This window comes from Rhodococcus spongiicola (genome assembly GCF_004011835.1).
Classification (GTDB): Bacteria; Actinomycetota; Actinomycetes; order Mycobacteriales; family Mycobacteriaceae; genus Prescottella; species Prescottella spongiicola.
The window spans coordinates 110376-128756 of the sequence record NZ_RKLN01000006.1; the positions used below are offsets into that span (position 1 = coordinate 110376).

General features: G+C 64.8%; 14 protein-coding genes, 1 tRNA gene, 1 other RNA gene and 1 pseudogene. 11 read left to right on the forward strand and 6 right to left on the reverse strand.

Annotation, left to right across the window (positions count from 1 at the left end; genetic code table 11):
- The first annotated feature begins 21 nt into the window (after nucleotides 1-21).
- Nucleotides 22-1287: a tRNA guanosine(34) transglycosylase Tgt gene (tgt, locus tag EF834_RS16100; protein ID WP_127948240.1), complete on the forward strand. Its 1266-nt coding sequence runs from the start codon at nucleotides 22-24 to the stop codon at nucleotides 1285-1287.
- Here the strand turns inward: tgt and EF834_RS16105 are convergent.
- The 3 genes from EF834_RS16105 to gluQRS all read right to left on the reverse strand — a co-directional run bounded on the left by EF834_RS16105 (nucleotide 1254) and on the right by gluQRS (nucleotide 3989).
- Nucleotides 1254-2006, reverse strand: a complete 753-nt coding sequence (locus tag EF834_RS16105; protein WP_206615309.1) for a queuosine precursor transporter — start codon at nucleotides 2004-2006, stop codon at nucleotides 1254-1256. The genes tgt and EF834_RS16105 overlap by 34 nt on opposite strands.
- Before the next feature lie 124 nt (nucleotides 2007-2130).
- Complete coding sequence (locus tag EF834_RS16110) at nucleotides 2131-2982, reverse strand: DUF2189 domain-containing protein (protein WP_127948356.1); 852 nt, start codon at nucleotides 2980-2982, stop codon at nucleotides 2131-2133.
- Between the two features lie 92 nt (nucleotides 2983-3074).
- Entirely contained in the window at nucleotides 3075-3989 is a 915-nt protein-coding gene (gene gluQRS / locus EF834_RS16115) for a tRNA glutamyl-Q(34) synthetase GluQRS (RefSeq protein ID WP_127948241.1), read from the reverse strand.
- 217 nt (nucleotides 3990-4206) lie between these two features.
- Between gluQRS and ctaD the strand changes: the two genes are divergently transcribed.
- A complete protein-coding gene (ctaD, locus tag EF834_RS16120) occupies nucleotides 4207-6000 on the forward strand; it encodes an aa3-type cytochrome oxidase subunit I (protein ID WP_127948242.1) in 1794 nt (597 codons plus the stop codon).
- Between the two features lie 183 nt (nucleotides 6001-6183).
- The gene (locus EF834_RS16125; RefSeq protein WP_127948243.1) at nucleotides 6184-6696 is read left to right on the forward strand and encodes a COG4315 family predicted lipoprotein; all 513 of its coding nucleotides are present in this window, start codon (nucleotides 6184-6186) and stop codon (nucleotides 6694-6696) included.
- A 54-nt stretch (nucleotides 6697-6750) separates the two neighbouring features.
- Here EF834_RS16125 and EF834_RS16130 read toward each other — a convergent pair.
- Nucleotides 6751-6838: transfer RNA gene (locus tag EF834_RS16130), tRNA-Ser, on the reverse strand.
- Between the two features lie 93 nt (nucleotides 6839-6931).
- Between EF834_RS16130 and ffs the strand changes: the two genes are divergently transcribed.
- The 4 genes from ffs to EF834_RS16150 all read left to right on the forward strand — a co-directional run bounded on the left by ffs (nucleotide 6932) and on the right by EF834_RS16150 (nucleotide 11503).
- Nucleotides 6932-7026: signal recognition particle sRNA small type (ffs, locus tag EF834_RS16135), an RNA gene on the forward strand.
- A 44-nt stretch (nucleotides 7027-7070) separates the two neighbouring features.
- On the forward strand, nucleotides 7071-8366 hold the full coding sequence (locus EF834_RS16140) for an aminotransferase class I/II-fold pyridoxal phosphate-dependent enzyme (RefSeq protein ID WP_127948244.1): 1296 nt from the start codon (nucleotides 7071-7073) through the stop codon (nucleotides 8364-8366).
- Nucleotides 8367-8520: 154 nt separating this feature from the next.
- On the forward strand, nucleotides 8521-10797 hold the full coding sequence (locus EF834_RS16145; protein ID WP_127948245.1) for an arylsulfatase: 2277 nt from the start codon (nucleotides 8521-8523) through the stop codon (nucleotides 10795-10797).
- 124 nt (nucleotides 10798-10921) lie between these two features.
- The gene (locus EF834_RS16150) at nucleotides 10922-11503 is read left to right on the forward strand and encodes an HhH-GPD-type base excision DNA repair protein (RefSeq protein WP_127948246.1); all 582 of its coding nucleotides are present in this window, start codon (nucleotides 10922-10924) and stop codon (nucleotides 11501-11503) included.
- 467 nt (nucleotides 11504-11970) lie between these two features.
- Here the strand turns inward: EF834_RS16150 and EF834_RS16155 are convergent, their stop codons facing one another.
- Nucleotides 11971-13383, reverse strand: coding sequence for an APC family permease (locus EF834_RS16155; protein WP_235871255.1), 1413 nt, complete (start codon nucleotides 13381-13383; stop codon nucleotides 11971-11973).
- 99 nt (nucleotides 13384-13482) lie between these two features.
- Nucleotides 13483-14076, reverse strand: coding sequence for a putative immunity protein (locus tag EF834_RS18760; protein ID WP_408014524.1), 594 nt, complete (start codon nucleotides 14074-14076; stop codon nucleotides 13483-13485).
- Between EF834_RS18760 and EF834_RS16165 the strand changes: the two genes are divergently transcribed.
- The 4 genes and pseudogenes from EF834_RS16165 to EF834_RS16180 all read left to right on the forward strand — a co-directional run.
- A complete protein-coding gene (locus tag EF834_RS16165; protein ID WP_127948247.1) occupies nucleotides 13961-15088 on the forward strand; it encodes an NDMA-dependent alcohol dehydrogenase in 1128 nt (375 codons plus the stop codon). The genes EF834_RS18760 and EF834_RS16165 overlap by 116 nt on opposite strands.
- A 223-nt stretch (nucleotides 15089-15311) precedes the next feature.
- Nucleotides 15312-16244 (forward strand): ABC transporter ATP-binding protein, encoded by a 933-nt coding sequence (locus EF834_RS16170; protein WP_127948248.1) that lies wholly within the window; start codon nucleotides 15312-15314, stop codon nucleotides 16242-16244.
- A complete protein-coding gene (locus EF834_RS16175; RefSeq protein ID WP_127948249.1) occupies nucleotides 16244-17872 on the forward strand; it encodes an ABC transporter permease in 1629 nt (542 codons plus the stop codon). The genes EF834_RS16170 and EF834_RS16175 overlap by 1 nt, the downstream gene beginning before the upstream one ends.
- A 219-nt stretch (nucleotides 17873-18091) precedes the next feature.
- Nucleotides 18092-18377 (forward strand): annotated as a pseudogene (locus tag EF834_RS16180) (HhH-GPD-type base excision DNA repair protein); the annotation flags it as partial.
- Nucleotides 18378-18381: the final 4 nt, after the last annotated feature.

The following is an 18381-nucleotide window of genomic DNA, read 5'->3' on the forward strand; positions in this document are numbered from 1 at the left end:
CCCGTGTGACACGATGGCCACGTGAGCGATGTTGTACCGACCCCGCCCGACCCGTTCTTCACGGTGGGCACCCGCCTGCCCGACCGCTTGGGTCGCACGGGCATCGTCCACACCCCGCACGGCGACATCCGCACCCCCGCCTTCATCGCCGTCGGCACCAAGGCGACCGTCAAGGCGGTGCTGCCCGAAGCGATGAAGGAGCTGGGCGCACAGGCTGTGCTCGCCAATGCGTACCACCTGTATCTACAGCCGGGACCGGACATCGTCGACGAGGCCGGCGGGCTGGGCAAGTTCATGAACTGGGACGGCCCCACCTTCACCGACAGCGGCGGCTTTCAGGTCATGTCGCTCGGCGTCGGATTCAAGAAGGTACTCGCGATGGACGCCGTCGGCGTCCAGTCCGACGACGTCATCGCCGACGGCAAGCAGCGCCTAGCCCACGTCGATGCCGACGGTGTCACCTTCAAGTCGCATCTCGACGGCTCGCCGCACCGGTTCACGCCGGAAGTGTCGATGCAGATCCAGCACCAGTTGGGTGCCGACATCATGTTTGCGTTCGACGAACTGACCACCCTCCTCAACACCCGCGCATATCAGGAGCAGTCCGTCGACCGGACGCACGCGTGGGCGGTGCGGTGCATCGCCGAGCACGAGAAGCTGACCGCCGAGCGTGCGCATCGGCCATACCAGGCGCTGTTCGGGGTGGTACAGGGCGCGCAGTACGAAGACCTGCGTCGACAGGCGGCGAAGGGCCTCGAGTCCATCCGTGGCGTCAGTGGACGTGGCTTCGACGGCTACGGGATCGGCGGTGCGCTCGAGAAGCAGAACCTCGGGACCATCGTCCGTTGGGTCAACGAGGAGTTGCCCGAGCACAAGCCGCGCCACATGCTCGGCATAAGCGAGCCTGACGACTTGTTCGTAGCGATCGAGAACGGTGCGGACACGTTCGACTGCGTCAACCCGTCACGGGTGGCCCGCAACGCCGCGATCTACCACCCGGACGGACGGTTCAACATCAACACCTCGAGGTTCCGAAGGGACTTCGATCCGATCGACGGCGAGTGCGACTGCTACACGTGCGCCAACTACAGCCGCGCCTACATCCACCACCTGTTCAAGGCGAAGGAGATGCTCGCCTCGACGCTCTGCACGATCCACAACGAGCGGTTCACCATCCGTCTCGTCGACCGCATCCGTGAGAGCATCGAGGGCGGCTACTTCGACGAGTACAAGCTCGAGACCCTCGGCAGGTTCTACGGCAGCAAGCCGTTCTCCACCGGCGCGTAGCTGGGCTCGCGCTTCTTCACGAAGGCGATCACCCGATACGTCACCGGCAGGACCAGGATTTCTACGAGCGTCTTCCACAGGAAGCCGACGATCACGAAGTTGATGAAGTCGTCCCAGGTGGAAATCCCGATCGCGCCGGCGGCGATGGAGCAGAAGATCAGGGTGTCGGCGAACTCGCCGACCACGGTCGAGCCGATGAGACGAGCCCACAGGTGCTTCTCGCGGGTGCGTTCCTTGATACGGACCAGTACCGCGGAGTTGAGGAGCTGGCCGACGAGGTAGCCGGCCACCCCGGCGAGCAGCAGACGCGGAACGACCCCGGTGACGGCGTCGAACGCGGCCTCGTTCTCGTAGAAGTCGGCCGCCGGTAGCTGCCCGGCAATCCAGAAGCTCAGCGCCGCCAGCAGCAGTGCGCTGAAACCGACGTAGATCGCGCGCCGGGTGGCCTTGAAGCCGTAGACCTCACTGAGGATGTCCCCGATGATGTACGCGAGGGGGAAGAGGAAGAAGGCCCCGTCGAGGTAGAGCGGCAGGATCTGGATCGGTCCGAGTGAGAGATCCTGGTCGCCGAGGAATGCGACACCCTTGGTCGCGGCGATATTGGAGATCAGCAGCGTCGCCGTGAACAGCGCCACCAGCATGGGGTAGTAGCTGCGGCTGACGTGTGCGAAGGACGCCGGATCGGACGCCTGGGGCGGAGACTGTACTGACTGGGTCACCGCGACATCCAAGCATTCCCGCCATTGTGACGCTGACCCGCCACCCTGTTCTGCCCGTTTCGCACGAAATGACCGCTACCGGGGAGGGCCCGGTAGCGGTCATCGCGCGAGAGTGAGCGGTCGACTAGGCGGTCGGGCCGCCGACTGTGACGCGGTAGGCGTAGGTGGACGCGATGATCGTGATCGGCATGGTGATGAAGAGCCCGAGTCCGAGCGGGATAGCACCCAGGATGTTCAGGCCCACCAGTGCGAGGGCGAGCAGCAGCAGCGTTCCCAAGTTGGAGACGATCGCGCGGACGCTGGACCCGATGGCCTTGATCGGATCCAGGTGCCCGTCGATGACGAACTGCAACGTCCACCAGGTCAGGAACGCTGCGATCACGCCAGGGATGATCAACAAGAAGAAGCCGATCCAGGTGAGCACGCTCACGAGGAAGGCCGCCACGATGACGGCCACGACGTTGGGGAACTGGAAGAACGATCCGATGGACGGCTTGGTGCCCTCCGTCTCCTGCAGCGCTCCCGAAACGAACGCGGCCTGGAACAGGATGCCGACGATCCCGGTGATCAGAAAGCCGGCCAGGCCGACCGCGGCCGAGGTATTCCCGCTGAATGCCACGTTGAGCAGGATCTCGACGACTACGAAGATCACGAAGAGACCGACCCAGGGGACGGGGTTGCCTGAGAACTTGCGCCAGGCGTACTTGATCGCGTCGCCGACGCGGAGGGCGCTTCCGGGGCCCGCCTGGCCGTAGCCGGAATCGAACGCCGGCGGAGGCGGCGGGTAGTTTCCCGGCGGCGGGGGATATCCACCCGGTGGCGGGGGCGGGTAGGCACCCGGCGGCGGGGGATATCCACCCGGCGGAGGCGGCGGGTAAGCACCCGGCGGCGGGGGCGGAGTGCCTCCCGCCTGCGGCACGTCGTTGCCGTTGCCGTCCTCGGGGTTCTGGTTCGGGTCTTGTCCACCAGTGGTCATGCTCACCTGCGTCTCGTCACGTCGATCGGCGAAAATTTCCGATTCAGAACACTACGCGGCGAGCGGTCGGTATCGCTTCTCCGGGGGAGGAATCAGCCGTCGAAGATCCACGGACGGGTGGGAAGGATCTTGGGATCCCACCGATTTAGAAGCTGAGCGAGAGTAACGGTTTCGCTGCTGTCGGCCAGTCCCAACGACCGGGCGAGGGTAGTGAGCACGTCAGCCGGCGAGCGGCCCAACCGGGCCTGGTCGGCAAGCGTGACGGCGCCGTCGCGTTTGGCCAGGCGCTTGCCGTCGGCATTCAACGCGAGTGGCACGTGCGCGTACCTCGGTGCGGGCAGTCCCAGCAAGCCCGCCAGGTACGCCTGGCGCGGCGCCGACGAAAGCAGGTCGTCGCCGCGGACCACCTGGTCGATGCCCTGCGCCGCGTCGTCGACGACCACCGCCAGGTTGTAGGCCGGGATCTGGTCGCCGCGGCGGAGGACCAGATCGTCGACCATTCCGGTATAGCGACCGTGGAGTTCGTCCTCGACAGTGAACTTGTCCGTGCCCGCGCGTAGTCGCAGTGCCGGCGGGCGTCCGCTCGCACGGCGGTCGGCACGTTCGGCGTCCGTCAGATTGCGGCAGGTACCCGGATACGCACCTTCCGGGGCGTGCGGTGCAGACGCTGCCTGCTGAATTTCCTTTCGCGTGCAGAAGCATTCGTACGTGAGCCCGGCGTGCTGCAGCTGCCCGATCGCGCGGTCGTACAGCCCCAGACGCGTGGACTGGTGGACCACCTCGCCGTCCCAATCCAGTCCGAGCGCGGCCAGGTCCGCGAGTTGGCGTTCCTCGGCCCCGCGCCGGACCCGGTCCAGGTCCTCGACGCGAAGGAGGAACCGCCGTCCGGTGGAACGGGCGAACAGCCACGCGAGCACGGCGGTTCGGAGGTTGCCGACATGTAGATCGCCCGAGGGGCTGGGGGCGAATCGTCCCGCGCGTGTCGAGGTGTCCACCGCCTTCGCCATTGGTGCAGCCTATCGAGGCCCTATCGAGACGGCAGGGGAACCCGGCGCCGACAGTCTCGTCAAAGTCCGTAGCCAACGGCCCTGGGAAGGCGTAGCCTGCACATTGCTGTGCCTGAGCCGGTTGTCGCCCTGCCCGTCGGCCCTTCGGCAGATCGCGACCGGTGACGTCCTCGAGGGAGCACGTCCCGGCCACGGGACGTGCGGTCAGGAGATCCCGGTGGCGACCGTCGAATCCAAACCCGTTGCCGTTCGGCCCTATCCGCCGCGATGGGCCCGCAAGGGCGAGTTCATCTATCGGGTTGTCACGACCACCGACCCGAAGATGCTCGGGATCATGTACCTGGTCACGTCGTTCGCCTTCTTCATGATCGGTGGCCTGCTTGCCCTACTGATGCGCGCGGAACTCGCCCGGCCGGGCATGCAGTTCCTGTCGCCCGAGCAGTACAACCAGCTGTTCACCATGCACGGCACGATCATGTTGCTGCTGTACGCGACCCCGATCTTGTTCGGATTCGCGAACTACATCCTGCCGCTGCAGATCGGTGCCCCGGACGTCGCCTTCCCGCGCCTGAACGCGTTCAGCTACTGGGCCTACCTGTTCGGTGCCATCATCGCGACAGCCGGCTTCATCACGCCCGGCGGCGCGGCCGACTTCGGGTGGACCGCCTATTCGCCCCTGACCGACGCGGTCCATTCGCCCGGTCTGGGCGCCAATCTGTGGATCCTGGGGCTCGCCCTCAGCGGCTTGGGAACAATTCTGGGTGGGGTCAACATGATCACCACCGTCATCTGTCTGCGCGCCCCAGGCATGACGATGTTCCGGATGCCGATCTTCACCTGGAACATCTTCATCACCAGCATCCTGATCCTGCTGGCATTCCCGATTCTCACGGCGGCATTGATGGGTCTGTTCGCCGACCGGATGGTGGGTGCAAACGTCTACGATCCCGGCACCGGTGGCGTCATGCTGTGGCAGCACCTGTTCTGGTTCTTCGGCCATCCCGAGGTGTACATCATCGCGTTGCCGTTCTTCGGCATCGTCTCGGAGGTCTTCCCGGTCTTCTCACGCAAGCCGATCTTCGGCTACACCGGGCTCGTGTACGCGACCATCGCGATCGGCGCGCTATCCGTCGCGGTGTGGGCGCACCACATGTACGCCACAGGCGCGGTCCTGTTGCCCTTCTTCTCCTTCATGACATTCCTGATCGCGGTCCCGACCGGCGTGAAGTTCTTCAACTGGATCGGCACGATGTGGAAGGGGCAAATCACGTTCGAGACCGCGATGCTGTTCGCGGTCGGCTTCCTCGTCACCTTCCTGTTCGGTGGCCTGTCGGGTGTCCTGCTGGCGAGCCCGCCGATCGACTTCCACGTCACCGACTCGTATTTCGTGGTCGCGCACTTCCACTACGTCCTGTTCGGAACGATCGTGTTCGCCACCTATTCGGGCATCTACTTCTGGTTCCCGAAGATGACCGGCCGATTGATGGACGAGCACCTCGGCAGGTGGCACTTCTGGTTGACGCTCATCGGCTTCCACACCACGTTCCTCGTGCAGCACTGGCTCGGGGCCGAGGGCATGCCGCGTCGCTACGCGGACTACCTGCCCACCGACGGATTCACCACCCTCAACGAGATTTCCACGATCGGTTCGTTCATCCTCGGCGCCTCGACGTTGCCGTTCCTGTGGAACGTCTTCAAGAGCTACCGCTACGGCCAGGTCGTGACCGTCGACGATCCGTGGGGGTTCGGCAATTCGCTCGAGTGGGCCACCAGTTGCCCGCCGCCGCGGCACAACTTCACCGAGTTGCCCCGAATCCGTTCGGAGCGACCGGCATTCGAGTTGCACTACCCGCACATGGTTGAGCGGCTGCGGGCGGAGGCGCACGTCGGGCCGGGCAGTTCGGGTCGACAGCTGGCGGCGGTCATCGAGAGCAGTGACCGCGAAGCGGACAGTGACCGCAGGCCGCCTCCCGAGAACGAGCGCCACGGTCGGCAGGGTGACGACAAATGACAGTGACGACAAATGACAGTGACGACAAATGACAGTGACGACGAATGACAGTGACGACGAATGACAGTGACGACGAATGACAGTGACGACGAATGACAGTGACGACAAATGACCTCGCCGCTGTGGGGGCTGCTTCAGGACAGACCGGATAGACGAATCGGATATCGGAACAGGAGTCCGGACATGGGAAGAATGCTTGCGATCTCGTTCACCGCGCTCGCGGCGGGCGCTGCATTGGTTGGCTGCACCAACAACGAAAATACGGAGCAGACCCCGGCCCCGATGACGACCACGATGACGGAGACGATGACGGAGACGGCTCCAACTGCCGGTCCGGTGCTCTCGACGGCGCAGACGGACCTCGGCGAGGTGGTGGTCAATGTCGACGGCATGACGGTCTACGCGTTCGACATGGACACACCCGGCACCGACGCTAGCGCGTGCGATGCCTCCTGCCTGGAAGTATGGCCGCCCGTGACGAGTGACAACCCACAACCGGAGGTCTCCGGTGTTGCGGGCACGATCGGCACGATCCCGGGGCCGCAGGGCGGCAATCAGGTCACCGTGAACGGAATGCCGGTGTACTTGTTCTCCGGCGATGCGGGGCCCGGTTCGGTGGCGGGTCAGGGCGTCCAGGGCGTGTGGTGGGCTCTGAACCCGGCAGGAGAGAAAATCATGACCGAACCCGGCGGGTGAGGCCGGTCCGGAAACTGAAAAACCCCCGGTGACATGGTCACCGGGGGCCTCCCGTGGCGGAGGATAGGGGATTTGAACCCCTGAGGGCGTTAACCCAACCCGCGTTCCAGGCGAGCGCCATAGGCCACTAGGCGAATCCTCCACGGGGGAGCATACCGGTACCGGGGCGCCGAAAGCCAAACGGGGTTCAAAGGGGCGCGTATCTGCCTTTCCAGTCCATCCAGTTACACTCGTAGGTGGATCCCGCGCGGCGCGCATCCTGTGAACTCCCCCAGGGCCGGAAGGCAGCAAGGGTCAACGGGCTCTGGCGGGTGCGCGGGGTCCCCTATCTCTTCCCGTCCCCGACCAACTCGAGTCGGTGAAAGGCCGCCCGTATGCCTGTCCAGACCCAAATCGGGTTGATGACCCACGAAGAGCTTCGCGCCGAGCTCGAGCGTCATACAGCGAAGTACGAGCAGCTCAAAGCGGAGAAGCTGAAACTCGATCTCACCCGCGGCAAGCCGGCGCCGGAGCAGTTGGACCTGTCAACGGATCTACTCTCCCTGCCGGGTGACGGTGATTTCCGCGACGCCGACGGCACCGATTGCCGCAACTACGGCGGCCTGGCGGGTCTGCCGGAACTGCGCGCGATCTTCGGTGAGCTGCTGGGTATCCCGGTAGCGAATCTGCTGGCCGGCGGAAACGCGAGCCTCGAGATCATGCACGACACGATCGCGTTCTCACTGCTGCACGGCACCCCGGATTCGCCGCGTCCGTGGTCACAGGAGCCGGTGGTGAAGTTCCTGTGTCCGGCGCCGGGCTACGACCGCCACTTCGCGATCACCGAGTCCTACGGCGTCGAGATGATCGCGATCCCGATGCGAGACGACGGCCCGGACATGCCGAAGGTCATCGAACTGGTCGCCGCCGATCCGCAGATCAAGGGCATGTGGTGCGTACCCGCGTACTCGAACCCGACCGGCGCGGTGTACTCGGAGAGCGTCGCGCGCGCCTTGGTGTCGATGCCGGCCGCGGCCCCCGATTTCCGCATCTTCTGGGACAACGCCTACGCGGTCCATCCGCTGGTCGCGGAGTGCACCCCTGCCCTCGACGTCCTCGGCATGGCCGCGGAGGCCGGTCACCCGAACCGCCCGCTGGTGTTCGCGTCGACGTCCAAGATCACCTTCGCCGGCTCGGGCGTGAGCTTCTTCGGTGGCTCCGAGCAGAATGTGGCCTGGTACCTGCAGCACCTAGGCAAGAAGACGATCGGCCCGGACAAGGTCAACCAGCTGCGCCACCTGCGCTTCTTCAAGGACGCTGCGGGTGTCCGCGCGCACATGGACAAGCACCGCGAGATCCTGGCCCCCAAGTTCGCGCTCGTCCGGAGCATCCTCGAGGACCGGCTGGGTGCGTCGAAGGTCGCGTCGTGGACCGATCCCAAGGGCGGCTACTTCGTCAGTCTCGACGTCGTCGACGGCACCGCCAAGCGGGTCATCGAGCTGGCGAAGAAGGCCGGTATCGCGCTCACCGCGGCCGGTTCGGCCTTCCCGTACAAGCAGGATCCCGCGGACAGGAACATCCGCCTGGCCCCGAGCTTCCCCTCCATGGACGAGCTCGCCAAGGCGATGGACGGCGTCGCCACCTGCGTGCTGCTGGCGGCGACAGAGCACGCCCTCACCAAGAATCAGTAGATCGAACCAGTAGAACCAGGCCCCGCACGGCACAGTTGACACCAACCCCGGTAGTTATACGATCTAAGCATCTTCGTCGGAACGCCGCTTGTGCGCAGCTCGAGCCCTCAGGATCGGCTCGACGACGCACGACTCAGAAATGAGGCATCACGAAATGATGCGTGCACCTCGCTTTCAGGGAACGATCGGGCGAACCCTTGCCGAGTCCCAACCGTGGTATGACGAACCTCCCCACCCCGGCCCCGAGGCTCCCAATGTGGTGGTGGTGTTGCTCGATGACACCGGCTTCGCTCAGTTCGGGTGCTACGGCTCGGACATCGACACCCCGAATATCGATGCACTGGCTGAAAATGGGCTGCGGTTCACCAACTTTCACGTGGCACCGGTGTGTTCGCCGACGCGCGCGGCGTTGCTGACCGGCCGCTCCCAGCATGCCGTGGGCATGCGCAGTGTGGCGAACTTTCGGACCGGGTTCCCGCACCAGCTGGGCCACATCACCAGCGCGGCCACCACAATCGCCGAAGTTCTGCGAGAGGAGGGGTACGCGACGTTCTGCGTGGGCAAATGGCATCTCACCCCGTCGGAGCAGTGCTCCGCCGCGGGCCCGTTCGACCATTGGCCGCTGGCGCGGGGGTTCGACCGCTACTACGGGTTCCTGGACGGCGAGACCGACCAGTTTCACCCGCAGCTGGTGTGCGACAACCATCCGATCGACCCCCCGGGACGGCCCGAGGACGGCTACCACCTCTCCGAAGACCTCGTCGATCAGGCCCTCGGGATGGTGACGGACTCCAAAGGCGTCCGTCCTGACCGCCCGTTCTTTCTGTATCTGCCCTTCGGAGCCACCCACTCCCCGCACCAGGCGCCCGCTAGCTACTTGTCCAAGTACCGGGGCAAGTACGAAGAGGGGTGGGATGTGTTTCGAGAGAAGTGGTTTGAGCGACAGCTCGAGACCGGCGTGGTTAGACCTGGAACGCAGCTGGCCCCGAGAAATCCCGGTGTCGACCCGTGGGATGAGCTCGGCGAGGATCAGCGCAAGCTTGCCTGCCGGCTGCAGGAGGCGTTCGCCGCGTTCCTCGATCACACCGACGACCAGATCGGCCGCCTGGTGGAGGGCCTGCGCGACCTGGACCAGTTGGACAACACGTTGCTGCTCGTCCTCTCCGACAACGGCGCGTCTCAAGAAGGGGGACCTTTCGGGGTCCTGCACGAGATGCGATTCTTCAACAGCCTTCTCGACGGTGCCGTCGACGTGCCCAGCGACCTGATCGGCCGTCTCGACGACATCGGAGGCCCACACAGCCACACCAACTATCCGTGGGGTTGGGCGCAATGCGGCAACACCCCGTTCAAGTGGTACAAGCAGAACACCCATGAGGGGGGCGTGCACGTGCCATTGATCGTGCACTACCCCCGCCGGATCGCGGCCGACCAACGCGGATCGATACGCGATCAGTTCTCGTACGTATCCGACATCGCGCCGACGATCTACGAACTCGTCGGTGTCACACCGCCGCAGACCTATCAGGGAATCGAGCAGCTCCCGGTGACGGGGCATTCGTTTGCAAGTGTCATCGACGATCCTGCCGCCCCGGCGACGAACTCGCTGCAGTTCTTCGAGCAGATGGGCAGCCGCGCCATTGTCGACGGCGAGTGGAAAGCGGTCTGTCGACACATACATGGCGACGACTTCGACACGGAGAGATGGGAGCTGTATCACCTCGCGACCGACTGGTCCGAGTGCAACGACTTGGCAAGCGATCAGCCCGAGCGGCTCAACGAGCTCATCAAGCTCTGGTGGAGCGAGGCCGAACGAAACGGTGCGCTGCCACTGGATGACCGCACCATCGAGCTGTTCGGCGTCCGCTTCCGCCCCAATTCGCCGCACCCGGCCGACCGACGCTACGTGTACCGGCCACCGATGTCACCACTGCAAATGGGGTCGAGCGCGGCCATCGGTGGCCGCAGCTTTGATCTCACCGCCAAAGTCACCCGCACCGCGGAACAAGACGGCGTGCTGTTCGCCACCGGCAACGAGAACTCGGGTATCTCGGTGTTCGTCCAGTCCGGCCGGCTTGTGGTGGACTACAACGCGTTCGGCGAGCATTCGATCGTCGAGTCGGACAACATCATCCCGGTAGGGGATGCCACACTGGTCGCGCGGGTGACGCGCGGCCCAGGCCGCTCCGGCTCGATCAGCGTCGAGGTGAACGGGCAGGCCGCGGGCTCGGTCGACACGGCCGCGTTCATGCGGATGATCTCGTCCACCGGTTCGAGTATCGGCTACGACGACGGGTCGGCGGTCTCCGCCCGTTACCAAGCGCCTTTCGCGTTCGCCGGAAAGCTCCACGAACTCCAGATACAGCTCGCCGACGACGAAGACCCCGCCTTGCGCGCAGCCGAGGCGGCTGAAGAGATGCGGCGGCAGTGACCAAGGCCGTCCCTGGCCAGGAACACCAGAACCACGGGTAACGCGGAGTCCTGGGTTCGGGACGGAGAGACCGAGACCGAGAGAGCAAGAGACACTGACGCACAGCTGGTCCTAGACTGGCCGAATGCCGAACCTGAACCTAACGGGTGATCCAGCGGCCGATGCACTGCTGGCCAGCGACCCGTTGGCGCTGCTGATCGGAATGTTGCTCGACCAGCAGGTGCCGATGGAGACGGCCTTCGCGGGGCCGAAGAAGCTCGACGACCGTCTCGGTGGCCTCGACGTGCACACGATTGCGGAGATGAACCCGGACGACTTCATCGCGGTGTGCGCACAGCCGCCGGCGGTGCACCGGTTCCCGAAGTCGATGGGACAGCGCATCCAGTCCTTGTGTGCGTACATCGCCGAGCGCTACGACGGCGACGCCGCCGCGATCTGGACGTCGGGTGAGCCGGACGGCAAGGAGGTGCTGAGGCGGCTCAAGGCGCTGCCCGGATACGGCGACCAGAAGGCGCGGATCTTCTTGGCGCTCTTGGGTAAGCAGATCGGCGTGCAGTTGCCCGGGTGGCGTGAGGCTGCGGGCGCCTATGGCGACGAGGGCGCCCGTCGGTCGATCGCTGACGTCGTCGACCGGCAGACGCTCCTCGAGGTGCGCGAGTTCAAGCAGGCGGCCAAGGCCGCGGCGAAGGCGGCCAAGAAAAAGTAGGTCAGTTCTCGGACAGAATCCAGCCGTCGCTGTTGGGGTCCGGGATCGTGTGCACCACCTCGCCGCGCCTGAGTTCCGCGTCGCTTTTTCTTAGGAGTGCCTTGTTAGCCAATGAACTCGAGAGATACGCGTACGGCGTTCGTTCCTGTTCCCGACTACACCCGATTGCGGAGAGGATCCGATCAAGCAGATCGAGTGCTACGCGTACGACCTCAGCGCGCCGTGGATTCGCGAGTCCGGGGCCCGGCTGGTCATCACACCTGGTTCTAGAGTACGGAGGCCACCATGGTGATCAGCGCCGACACGTCGGGCCGATCGTCATTTGGTAGCGGGCCCGTTCGCGCCGACTATCATGGGTTCACTGCGTTACGGGCCAGCGCCCCAAGGTCCGAGATTCGTCGCTACGCCCACAGGGGCCGTGATCAGCGCGGTTGGCGCTGAAAACCAAGAAACTACAACGGCTCCCATCAGTGGTCATGGCCGCTTTGCGGTACCAGCGAGCGCGACAGGTAGATCTTTTCGAAGGCGAAGACCGACGCGATTGCAAGGCCTGCGTAAAGCACGATTGCCGGGTCCGTTTGCAACTTCATCGCTGTGAAGGCGGCCAACACTACAGCATCGAACGTCAACGCCAGCAGGAGAACCGGTGCGGCGGCCCTGATCTCCTGCCGCCGGTATCGAAAGACGCCCCAATGGACCGCCATGTCCATGATGAGATAGAAGAAAACACCGAGCGATGCGATGCGACTGAGGTCGAAGAGCACCGCCAGCGTCGAGGCGATGACGACCGTGTAGACGAGCGTGTGGCGCTGGATCGGCCCGGGCATGCCGAAGTGGCGGTGCGGAATCATCTTCATGTCCGTCAACATCGCGAGCATCCGCGATACCGCGAAGACGCTGGCCAGCACTCCCGATGCTGTGGCGACGGCAGCCAGAAGGATCGTCAGGTAGAAGCCGATCCGGCCAAGCGCCGGCTCGGCGGCTTGCGCCAGCGAATAGTCGCGTGCAGCAACGATCTCGTCGATGCTCAGGCTCGACCCCACTCCGAAGGCCACCAGAAGGTAGACCACGACGCAGAGTGCGATCGAGATTATGATCGCCCGGCCGACGTTGCGATGCGGATCAGTGATCTCGGCCCCGCTGTTGGTGATGGTGGTGAACCCCTTGAAGGCGAGGATCGCCAGCGCCACCGAGGCGATGAAACCGGTCGCACTGACCGCTTCGCCCGCCTGCGAGGCGGGGGCGAACTGGAAGCCGCTCGACCACAGCGCTGCGATGCCGAACAGCGCGATACCCCCGATCTTGAGCACGGCCATGACCAGTGAAAACAGCCCGACGGAGCGGTTGCCCGCGACGTTTACCAGGAAGGCGAAGATGATCACGGCGACCGCGAGGATCGGCACGAGCGGCCCGTCGGTGATGTCGAAGGGGCGCAGGACGTACGTAGCGAAGGTCCGCGCCACCAAGCTCTCTGCGATGACCATGCTGAGCGCCATCAGCAGCGCGGCTCCCCCGGCAACCGCCCCCGGGCCGTAGCATTTCTGCAGGATCATCGCGACTCCGCCCGAGGATGGCCAGGCGTTCGACATGCGAATGTAGCTGTACGCGCTGAAGCCCGTGGCGACGGCGCCGACGATGAAGGCCAGCGGGAACAGCGTCCCGCCTAGTTGTGCGATCTGGCCTGTCAGCGCGAAGATTCCCGCCCCGATCATCACGCCCGTGCCCATTGCGACCGCACCGCCAAGGGTGATCGAGCCTTCTTTGTAGCCGTTGCGCCCATGGCCGTGCTGCATCCGGTTCCGCCCCGTCAGTGTCGTCGTTCTTCTCGTGGCGACGTGCGAGCAGAAGTCGGAGATCGTTGCCGCCGTGGACATTCCCATAGTAGGAACCGTCTGAAAGTCGGTCGACTTCGGGATACTGCGTTGTCGTCAAAGCAGCAGAGGATGGGGCCATACAGCGGTAGAGGTACCGGTCTCAACTCAGTCCGAGAAAGCTGACCAGCAGATGCTGTTGCGCCGGGCTTGGTCTTCGAGGACGAGCCTGCGGACCGGTTCAGGGAGCTTGTCGCGCTGCCAGTCACGCTCGATCCGGCCGGCGCGGGAATTGCCGGGCTGCGCGCATCGAACTGCCTTGATCGCGTACGCCGCGGCACCGAGATCGTGTTGGGCGACGTGTCCAATGCTCGCGGCCTGCCCGGCTGTGTAAACGGTTGGCGTTGGCGGGCGGTGAGCCAGGCAAGCAGAGCGAACAGAGCTGCGGCGATGGCTGCGATGAGAGAAGCGACAGTCACGGTTGACCCCTAGGCCGGCGGCAAGTCCGCTACTTCCAGATGTGTCGGAAGCAAAGGCTTGTACAGCTAGACACAGTTTGCGAGAAACGCCTAGAACGTGTTCCAACGCGAGGGATCTGTGGCTATTGTCACAACTGTTTCTAGTCACGTTCGGGGAGGGTGTTGCAGTGAAGACCAAGGGCGCGTTGCTGTGGGGTGTGAACGAGAAGTGGTCGATCGAGGAGATCGAGCTGGGTGATCCGGTCGCCGGCGAGGTGCAGATCCGCATGGAAGCCGCCGGCATGTGCCACTCCGACCTCCACATCGTCACCGGTGCGACGCCGATGTCGTCCTACCCGGCGATGGGCGGTCACGAGGGTGCCGGCGTGATCACCAAGGTCGGCGAAGGCGTCACCGATCTCGAGGTCGGCGATCACGTCGTGCTCTCGTTCATCCCGGCGTGTGGCCGCTGTCCGTCGTGTTCGGCGGGCCAATCGAACGTATGCGACCTCGGCATGGGTCTGCTCAGCGGTCAGGCAGTTGCCGACGGGACCTACCGCATCCAGGCTGGCGGGGAGAACGTGATCCCGATGTGCCTGCTCGGCACGTTCGCGCCGTACATGACAGTGCACGAGTCCCAGGCCGTGAAGATCGAGAAGGACATCCCGTTCGAACTCGCGGCCCTCGTCGGCTGCGGTGTTCCGACCGGCTGGGGTTCCGCGACGAACGTCGCGGAGGTCAAGGCGGGCGAGTCGGTCGCCATTATCGGCGTCGGTGGCGTCGGCATGAGCGCGCTGCAGGGCGCCGTCGCCTCGGGTGCGCGGCACGTGTTCGCGATCGACCCGTCACCGTTCAAGCGCGAGCAGGCGCTCAAGTTCGGTGCCACGCACGCCTTCCCGTCGATGGAAGAAGCGATCGCCCTGATCATGGAGATCACCTGGGGTCGTATGTGCCAGAAGACGATCATCACGGTCGGTGAGATGAAAGGCGAGTACATCGACCCTGCCCTCACTCTCACCGCCAAGACCGGCCGCTGCGTCGTCACCGCCATGGGTGATATGGCGGACATGGACGTCAAGCTCAACTCCTTCCTGTTCGCGATGCTGCAGAAGGAACTGCGCGGAACCATCTACGGTGCCTGCAATGCCCGCGTCGACATCCCGAACCTGCTCAACCTGTACAAGGCGGGCCTGCTCAACCTCGAGGACATGGTCACCAACACCTACTCGCTCGAGCAGGTGAACGAGGGTTACCAGGACATGCTCGACAACAAGAACATCCGCGGCGTCATCCGCTACACCGAGGCCGACTGGTGAACCGCTGATCCGATCGCCCTCGTAGTCCGATCGGGTGCGGCCTCCTGATCGGATCGCTCGCAAGGTGGAATCACCGACCACCGCCTACGCACCGAGTGCAGTTCCACTTCGGTACAGCAGAAGCGAGTCTCGGAACGTCTTGACCGGCACCGCCGTGTCCGCAAGGCAACGCCAGGATCGGAAGCCGCTTGTCCGAGCCCATTGTCGGGGTACCGTCCCATCCATGGCTGCTGCGATCTCGGTGGAGAAGCTGGTCAAAACATTCGGGGCCACAAGGGCTCTCGACGGGTTGGACCTGCAAGTGAGTACGGGTGAGGTGCACGGATTTCTCGGACCCAATGGTTCCGGGAAATCGACGACTATCAGGGTGCTGCTGGGACTGTTGCGGGCTGATTCCGGTCGTATCCGGTTGCTCGGGGGTGATCCTTGGAAGGACTCGGTCTCGCTTCACCGCCGAATCGCGTACGTGCCGGGAGACGTCAGTCTCTGGCCCAACCTCACGGGGGGTGAGGCGATCGACCTTCTGGCGGGTTTGCGGGGCGGCCTCGACGAGTCTCGACGAAGCGACCTGCTCGAGCGGTTCGAGCTCGATCCGACGAAGAAGGCCCGCACCTACTCGAAGGGCAATCGGCAGAAGGTTGCGCTCGTGGCCGCATTCGCATCGAACGCCGATCTCTATGTCCTCGACGAGCCGACGTCTGGGTTGGATCCATTGATGGATTCGGTTTTTCGGGACTGTATCGGCGAGGTGTCGGGTGCGGGAAGAACCGTCTTGCTGTCCAGCCACATCCTCGCCGAGGTCGAGGCATTGTGTGATCGTGTGAGCATCATCAGGGAAGGGCGGACCGTGGAGTCGGGCACGCTGGCCGAGCTTCGCCACCTCACCCGGACGTCAGTTACCGCGGAAACAGAGAGGCCGGTGACCGGACTGGATTCGGTGACCGGTGTATTCGACGCGCGGGTGGACGGGGTGCACGTGCGCTGCGAGGTGGAGACCAGCGAACTGGACGGTGTGCTGCACTACCTGCTGACCTTCGGGATCAGATCGCTCACCTCGGCGCCACCGACCCTCGAGGAACTGTTCCTTCGACACTACGGCGACGAACTCGCACGCGAGGGCCAGAACCATGGGCCCGCCGAATCGAAGTTGCACTGATGAGTGCGCAATTCGCCGGAACCGGTCGGCTCGTGCGGTTGGCGCTACGGCGCGACCGGATCCAACTTCCGGTTTGGCTGTTCGCCCTCGTCGTGCTGCAGGCAATTTCGGTCTCGAGCGTCCTGGGGCTCTACCCGACGGAGGCTGATCTCCTCAGCATCGCCATCGCGACCGCGCAGTCGCCTGTTGCGCTGGCCACCAACGGAATCATCTCCGGATACACCGCGGGTGCAGTGGTCGCGAGCCAGATCGTCATGCCGCTTTCGCTGGGGGCCGCCCTGATGAGCATCTTGCTCGTGGTTCGCCACACCCGGCAGAACGAGGAGACGGGCAGGGCGGAGCTTGTCGAGGCCGCGGTCGTGGGGCGGAAGGCGTTTCTCACCGCTGCCCTGACGGTTGCGGTCGCGGCGAACGCGATTCTGGCAGCGTCCAGTGTTGTGGTCCTGATGGCACAGGGGCTGCCCCTGGGTGGGTCGTTGGCGATCGGACTTGCGATTGCCGGCGCGGGAATTTCTTTCGCGGGCATTGGGGCAGTCACCTCACAGGTAACGGAGGGAGCGCGAGCGGCCAACGGGCTCGCAGGCGCCGCCCTCGCGGCGGCTTTCGTGCTGCGTGCTGTGGGTGACATGTCCGGAACCGTCGAGGCTGGAGGCACGCGGGTGGTTAGCGGCTTTGCCTCATGGCTGTCGCCGATCGGTTGGGCAGAGCAGATTCGACCCTACGACGACAATGACTGGTGGGTGCTCGTACTGCCGGCCCTGTTCGCGCTCGGAACCGTAGCGCTCGCGTTCTTCTTAACCGAACGACGAGATCTCGGCGCCGGATTGGTCGCCACCAGGCGCGGGCCCGCCCGCGCATCGCGATCCCTGCCGACACCGCTCGGATCGGCCTGGCGGATCCAACGAGGCGTTCTCTTCTGGTGGGCGGTGGGTGTCGGATTCATCGCACTCGTCTATGGAGGGGTTGGCGAGCAAATCGACGACTTCCTCGGTGAGGGCGACCAGGTGTCCGAGGTGATGGGGAAACTTGGAGGCACCTCCGACATGGTGGACGCCTACTTCGCGACCATCTTCGGCACGATGGCGATTGCGGTGGGCGCCTATTCGGTTCAGGCACTGCTGCGGATGCGTGCAGAGGAGGCGGCGGGGCGGCTCGAGCCAGTCCTGGCCACAGCTGTGGGGCGCCCCCGCTGGCTGTTAGCCCACTTGGCGGTGGTGGTGGCCGGTGTGGTTGCGCTGCAGCTACTCACCGGTGTCGCCACGGGGCTCGCATACGGTCTGGTCACAGCGGATGTGGTGGGCAATGTAGCCGATCTGAGCGCGGCAGCGTTGGTCTTCGTGCCTGCAATCCTGGTGGTGGTAGCCATTGCTGTTCTGCTCTTCGGCGGCCTCCCCTTGTGGGCTTCGGGGCTTTCCTGGACCGCACTCGCATTGTTCCTGCTGTTCGGGTTGCTCGGTCCACTGCTCGGATTGCCCGATTTCATTCGCAACTTGTCGCCGTTCAGTCATGTCCCGCCCGTCCCCGCCGCTGACGTGACGGGCACGCCGCTGATGTGGATGGTGGCGGTCGCCGTCGTCCTGGCGGCGGGGGGAGTCGCGTTGTTCCGGCGGCGGGATCTGGCCATCTAGCTGTCTCGGTACCCACCGTCCGGTGAGGTGGAGTCCGCCGTACCGGTCTCGGTTCTTCCCGGACGCGCCCTGGCATCCGGTGAGCTGTCTCTGTATTCGAGGTCTCGGTCGATGCGGCCGAGGGTCAGCCCAGTTGGTTGGCCGTTCCGGCACGGGCCGCAGGTGAAGAAGCAGATCCCGGCAGTGATACAGCTCGTGATGCTCGAAACAACGTTCGTCGGCGACACCGCCGCGATCTGGACGTCGCGGGAGCCGGACGGCAAGGAGGTGCTGAAGCGGTTCGGGCGCTCCCCGGATACCGGGACCAGAAGGCGCGGATCGTCTTGGCGCTCTTGGGTAAACAGATCCGCGTGCAGTGCCCGGGTGGCGTGAGGCGGCGGGCGCCTACGGCGACGAGGGCGCCCGCCGGTCGATCGCTGACGTCGTCGACCGGCAGACGCTCCTCGAGGTGCGCGAGTTCAGGGCAGGCCGCCAAGGCCGCGGTGAGGCGGCCAAGGGGAACTAGCCCG

What these genes read in the sequence shown, in the direction of transcription:
- EF834_RS16140 (WP_127948244.1), top strand. Translation starts at nt 7,071, where the DNA reads ATGCCTGTCCAGACCCAAATCGGGTTGATGACCCACGAAGAGCTTCGC.
- EF834_RS16155 (WP_235871255.1), bottom strand. Translation starts at nt 13,383, where the DNA reads ATGGGAATGTCCACGGCGGCAACGATCTCCGACTTCTGCTCGCACGTC.
- gluQRS (WP_127948241.1), bottom strand. Translation starts at nt 3,989, where the DNA reads ATGGCGAAGGCGGTGGACACCTCGACACGCGCGGGACGATTCGCCCCC.
- EF834_RS16150 (WP_127948246.1), top strand. Translation starts at nt 10,922, where the DNA reads ATGCCGAACCTGAACCTAACGGGTGATCCAGCGGCCGATGCACTGCTG.
- EF834_RS16170 (WP_127948248.1), top strand. Translation starts at nt 15,312, where the DNA reads ATGGCTGCTGCGATCTCGGTGGAGAAGCTGGTCAAAACATTCGGGGCC.
- EF834_RS16110 (WP_127948356.1), bottom strand. Translation starts at nt 2,982, where the DNA reads ATGACCACTGGTGGACAAGACCCGAACCAGAACCCCGAGGACGGCAAC.
- EF834_RS16175 (WP_127948249.1), top strand. Translation starts at nt 16,244, where the DNA reads ATGAGTGCGCAATTCGCCGGAACCGGTCGGCTCGTGCGGTTGGCGCTA.
- EF834_RS16145 (WP_127948245.1), top strand. Translation starts at nt 8,521, where the DNA reads ATGATGCGTGCACCTCGCTTTCAGGGAACGATCGGGCGAACCCTTGCC.
- EF834_RS18760 (WP_408014524.1), bottom strand. Translation starts at nt 14,076, where the DNA reads ATGCCGGCGGCTTCCATGCGGATCTGCACCTCGCCGGCGACCGGATCA.
- EF834_RS16125 (WP_127948243.1), top strand. Translation starts at nt 6,184, where the DNA reads ATGGGAAGAATGCTTGCGATCTCGTTCACCGCGCTCGCGGCGGGCGCT.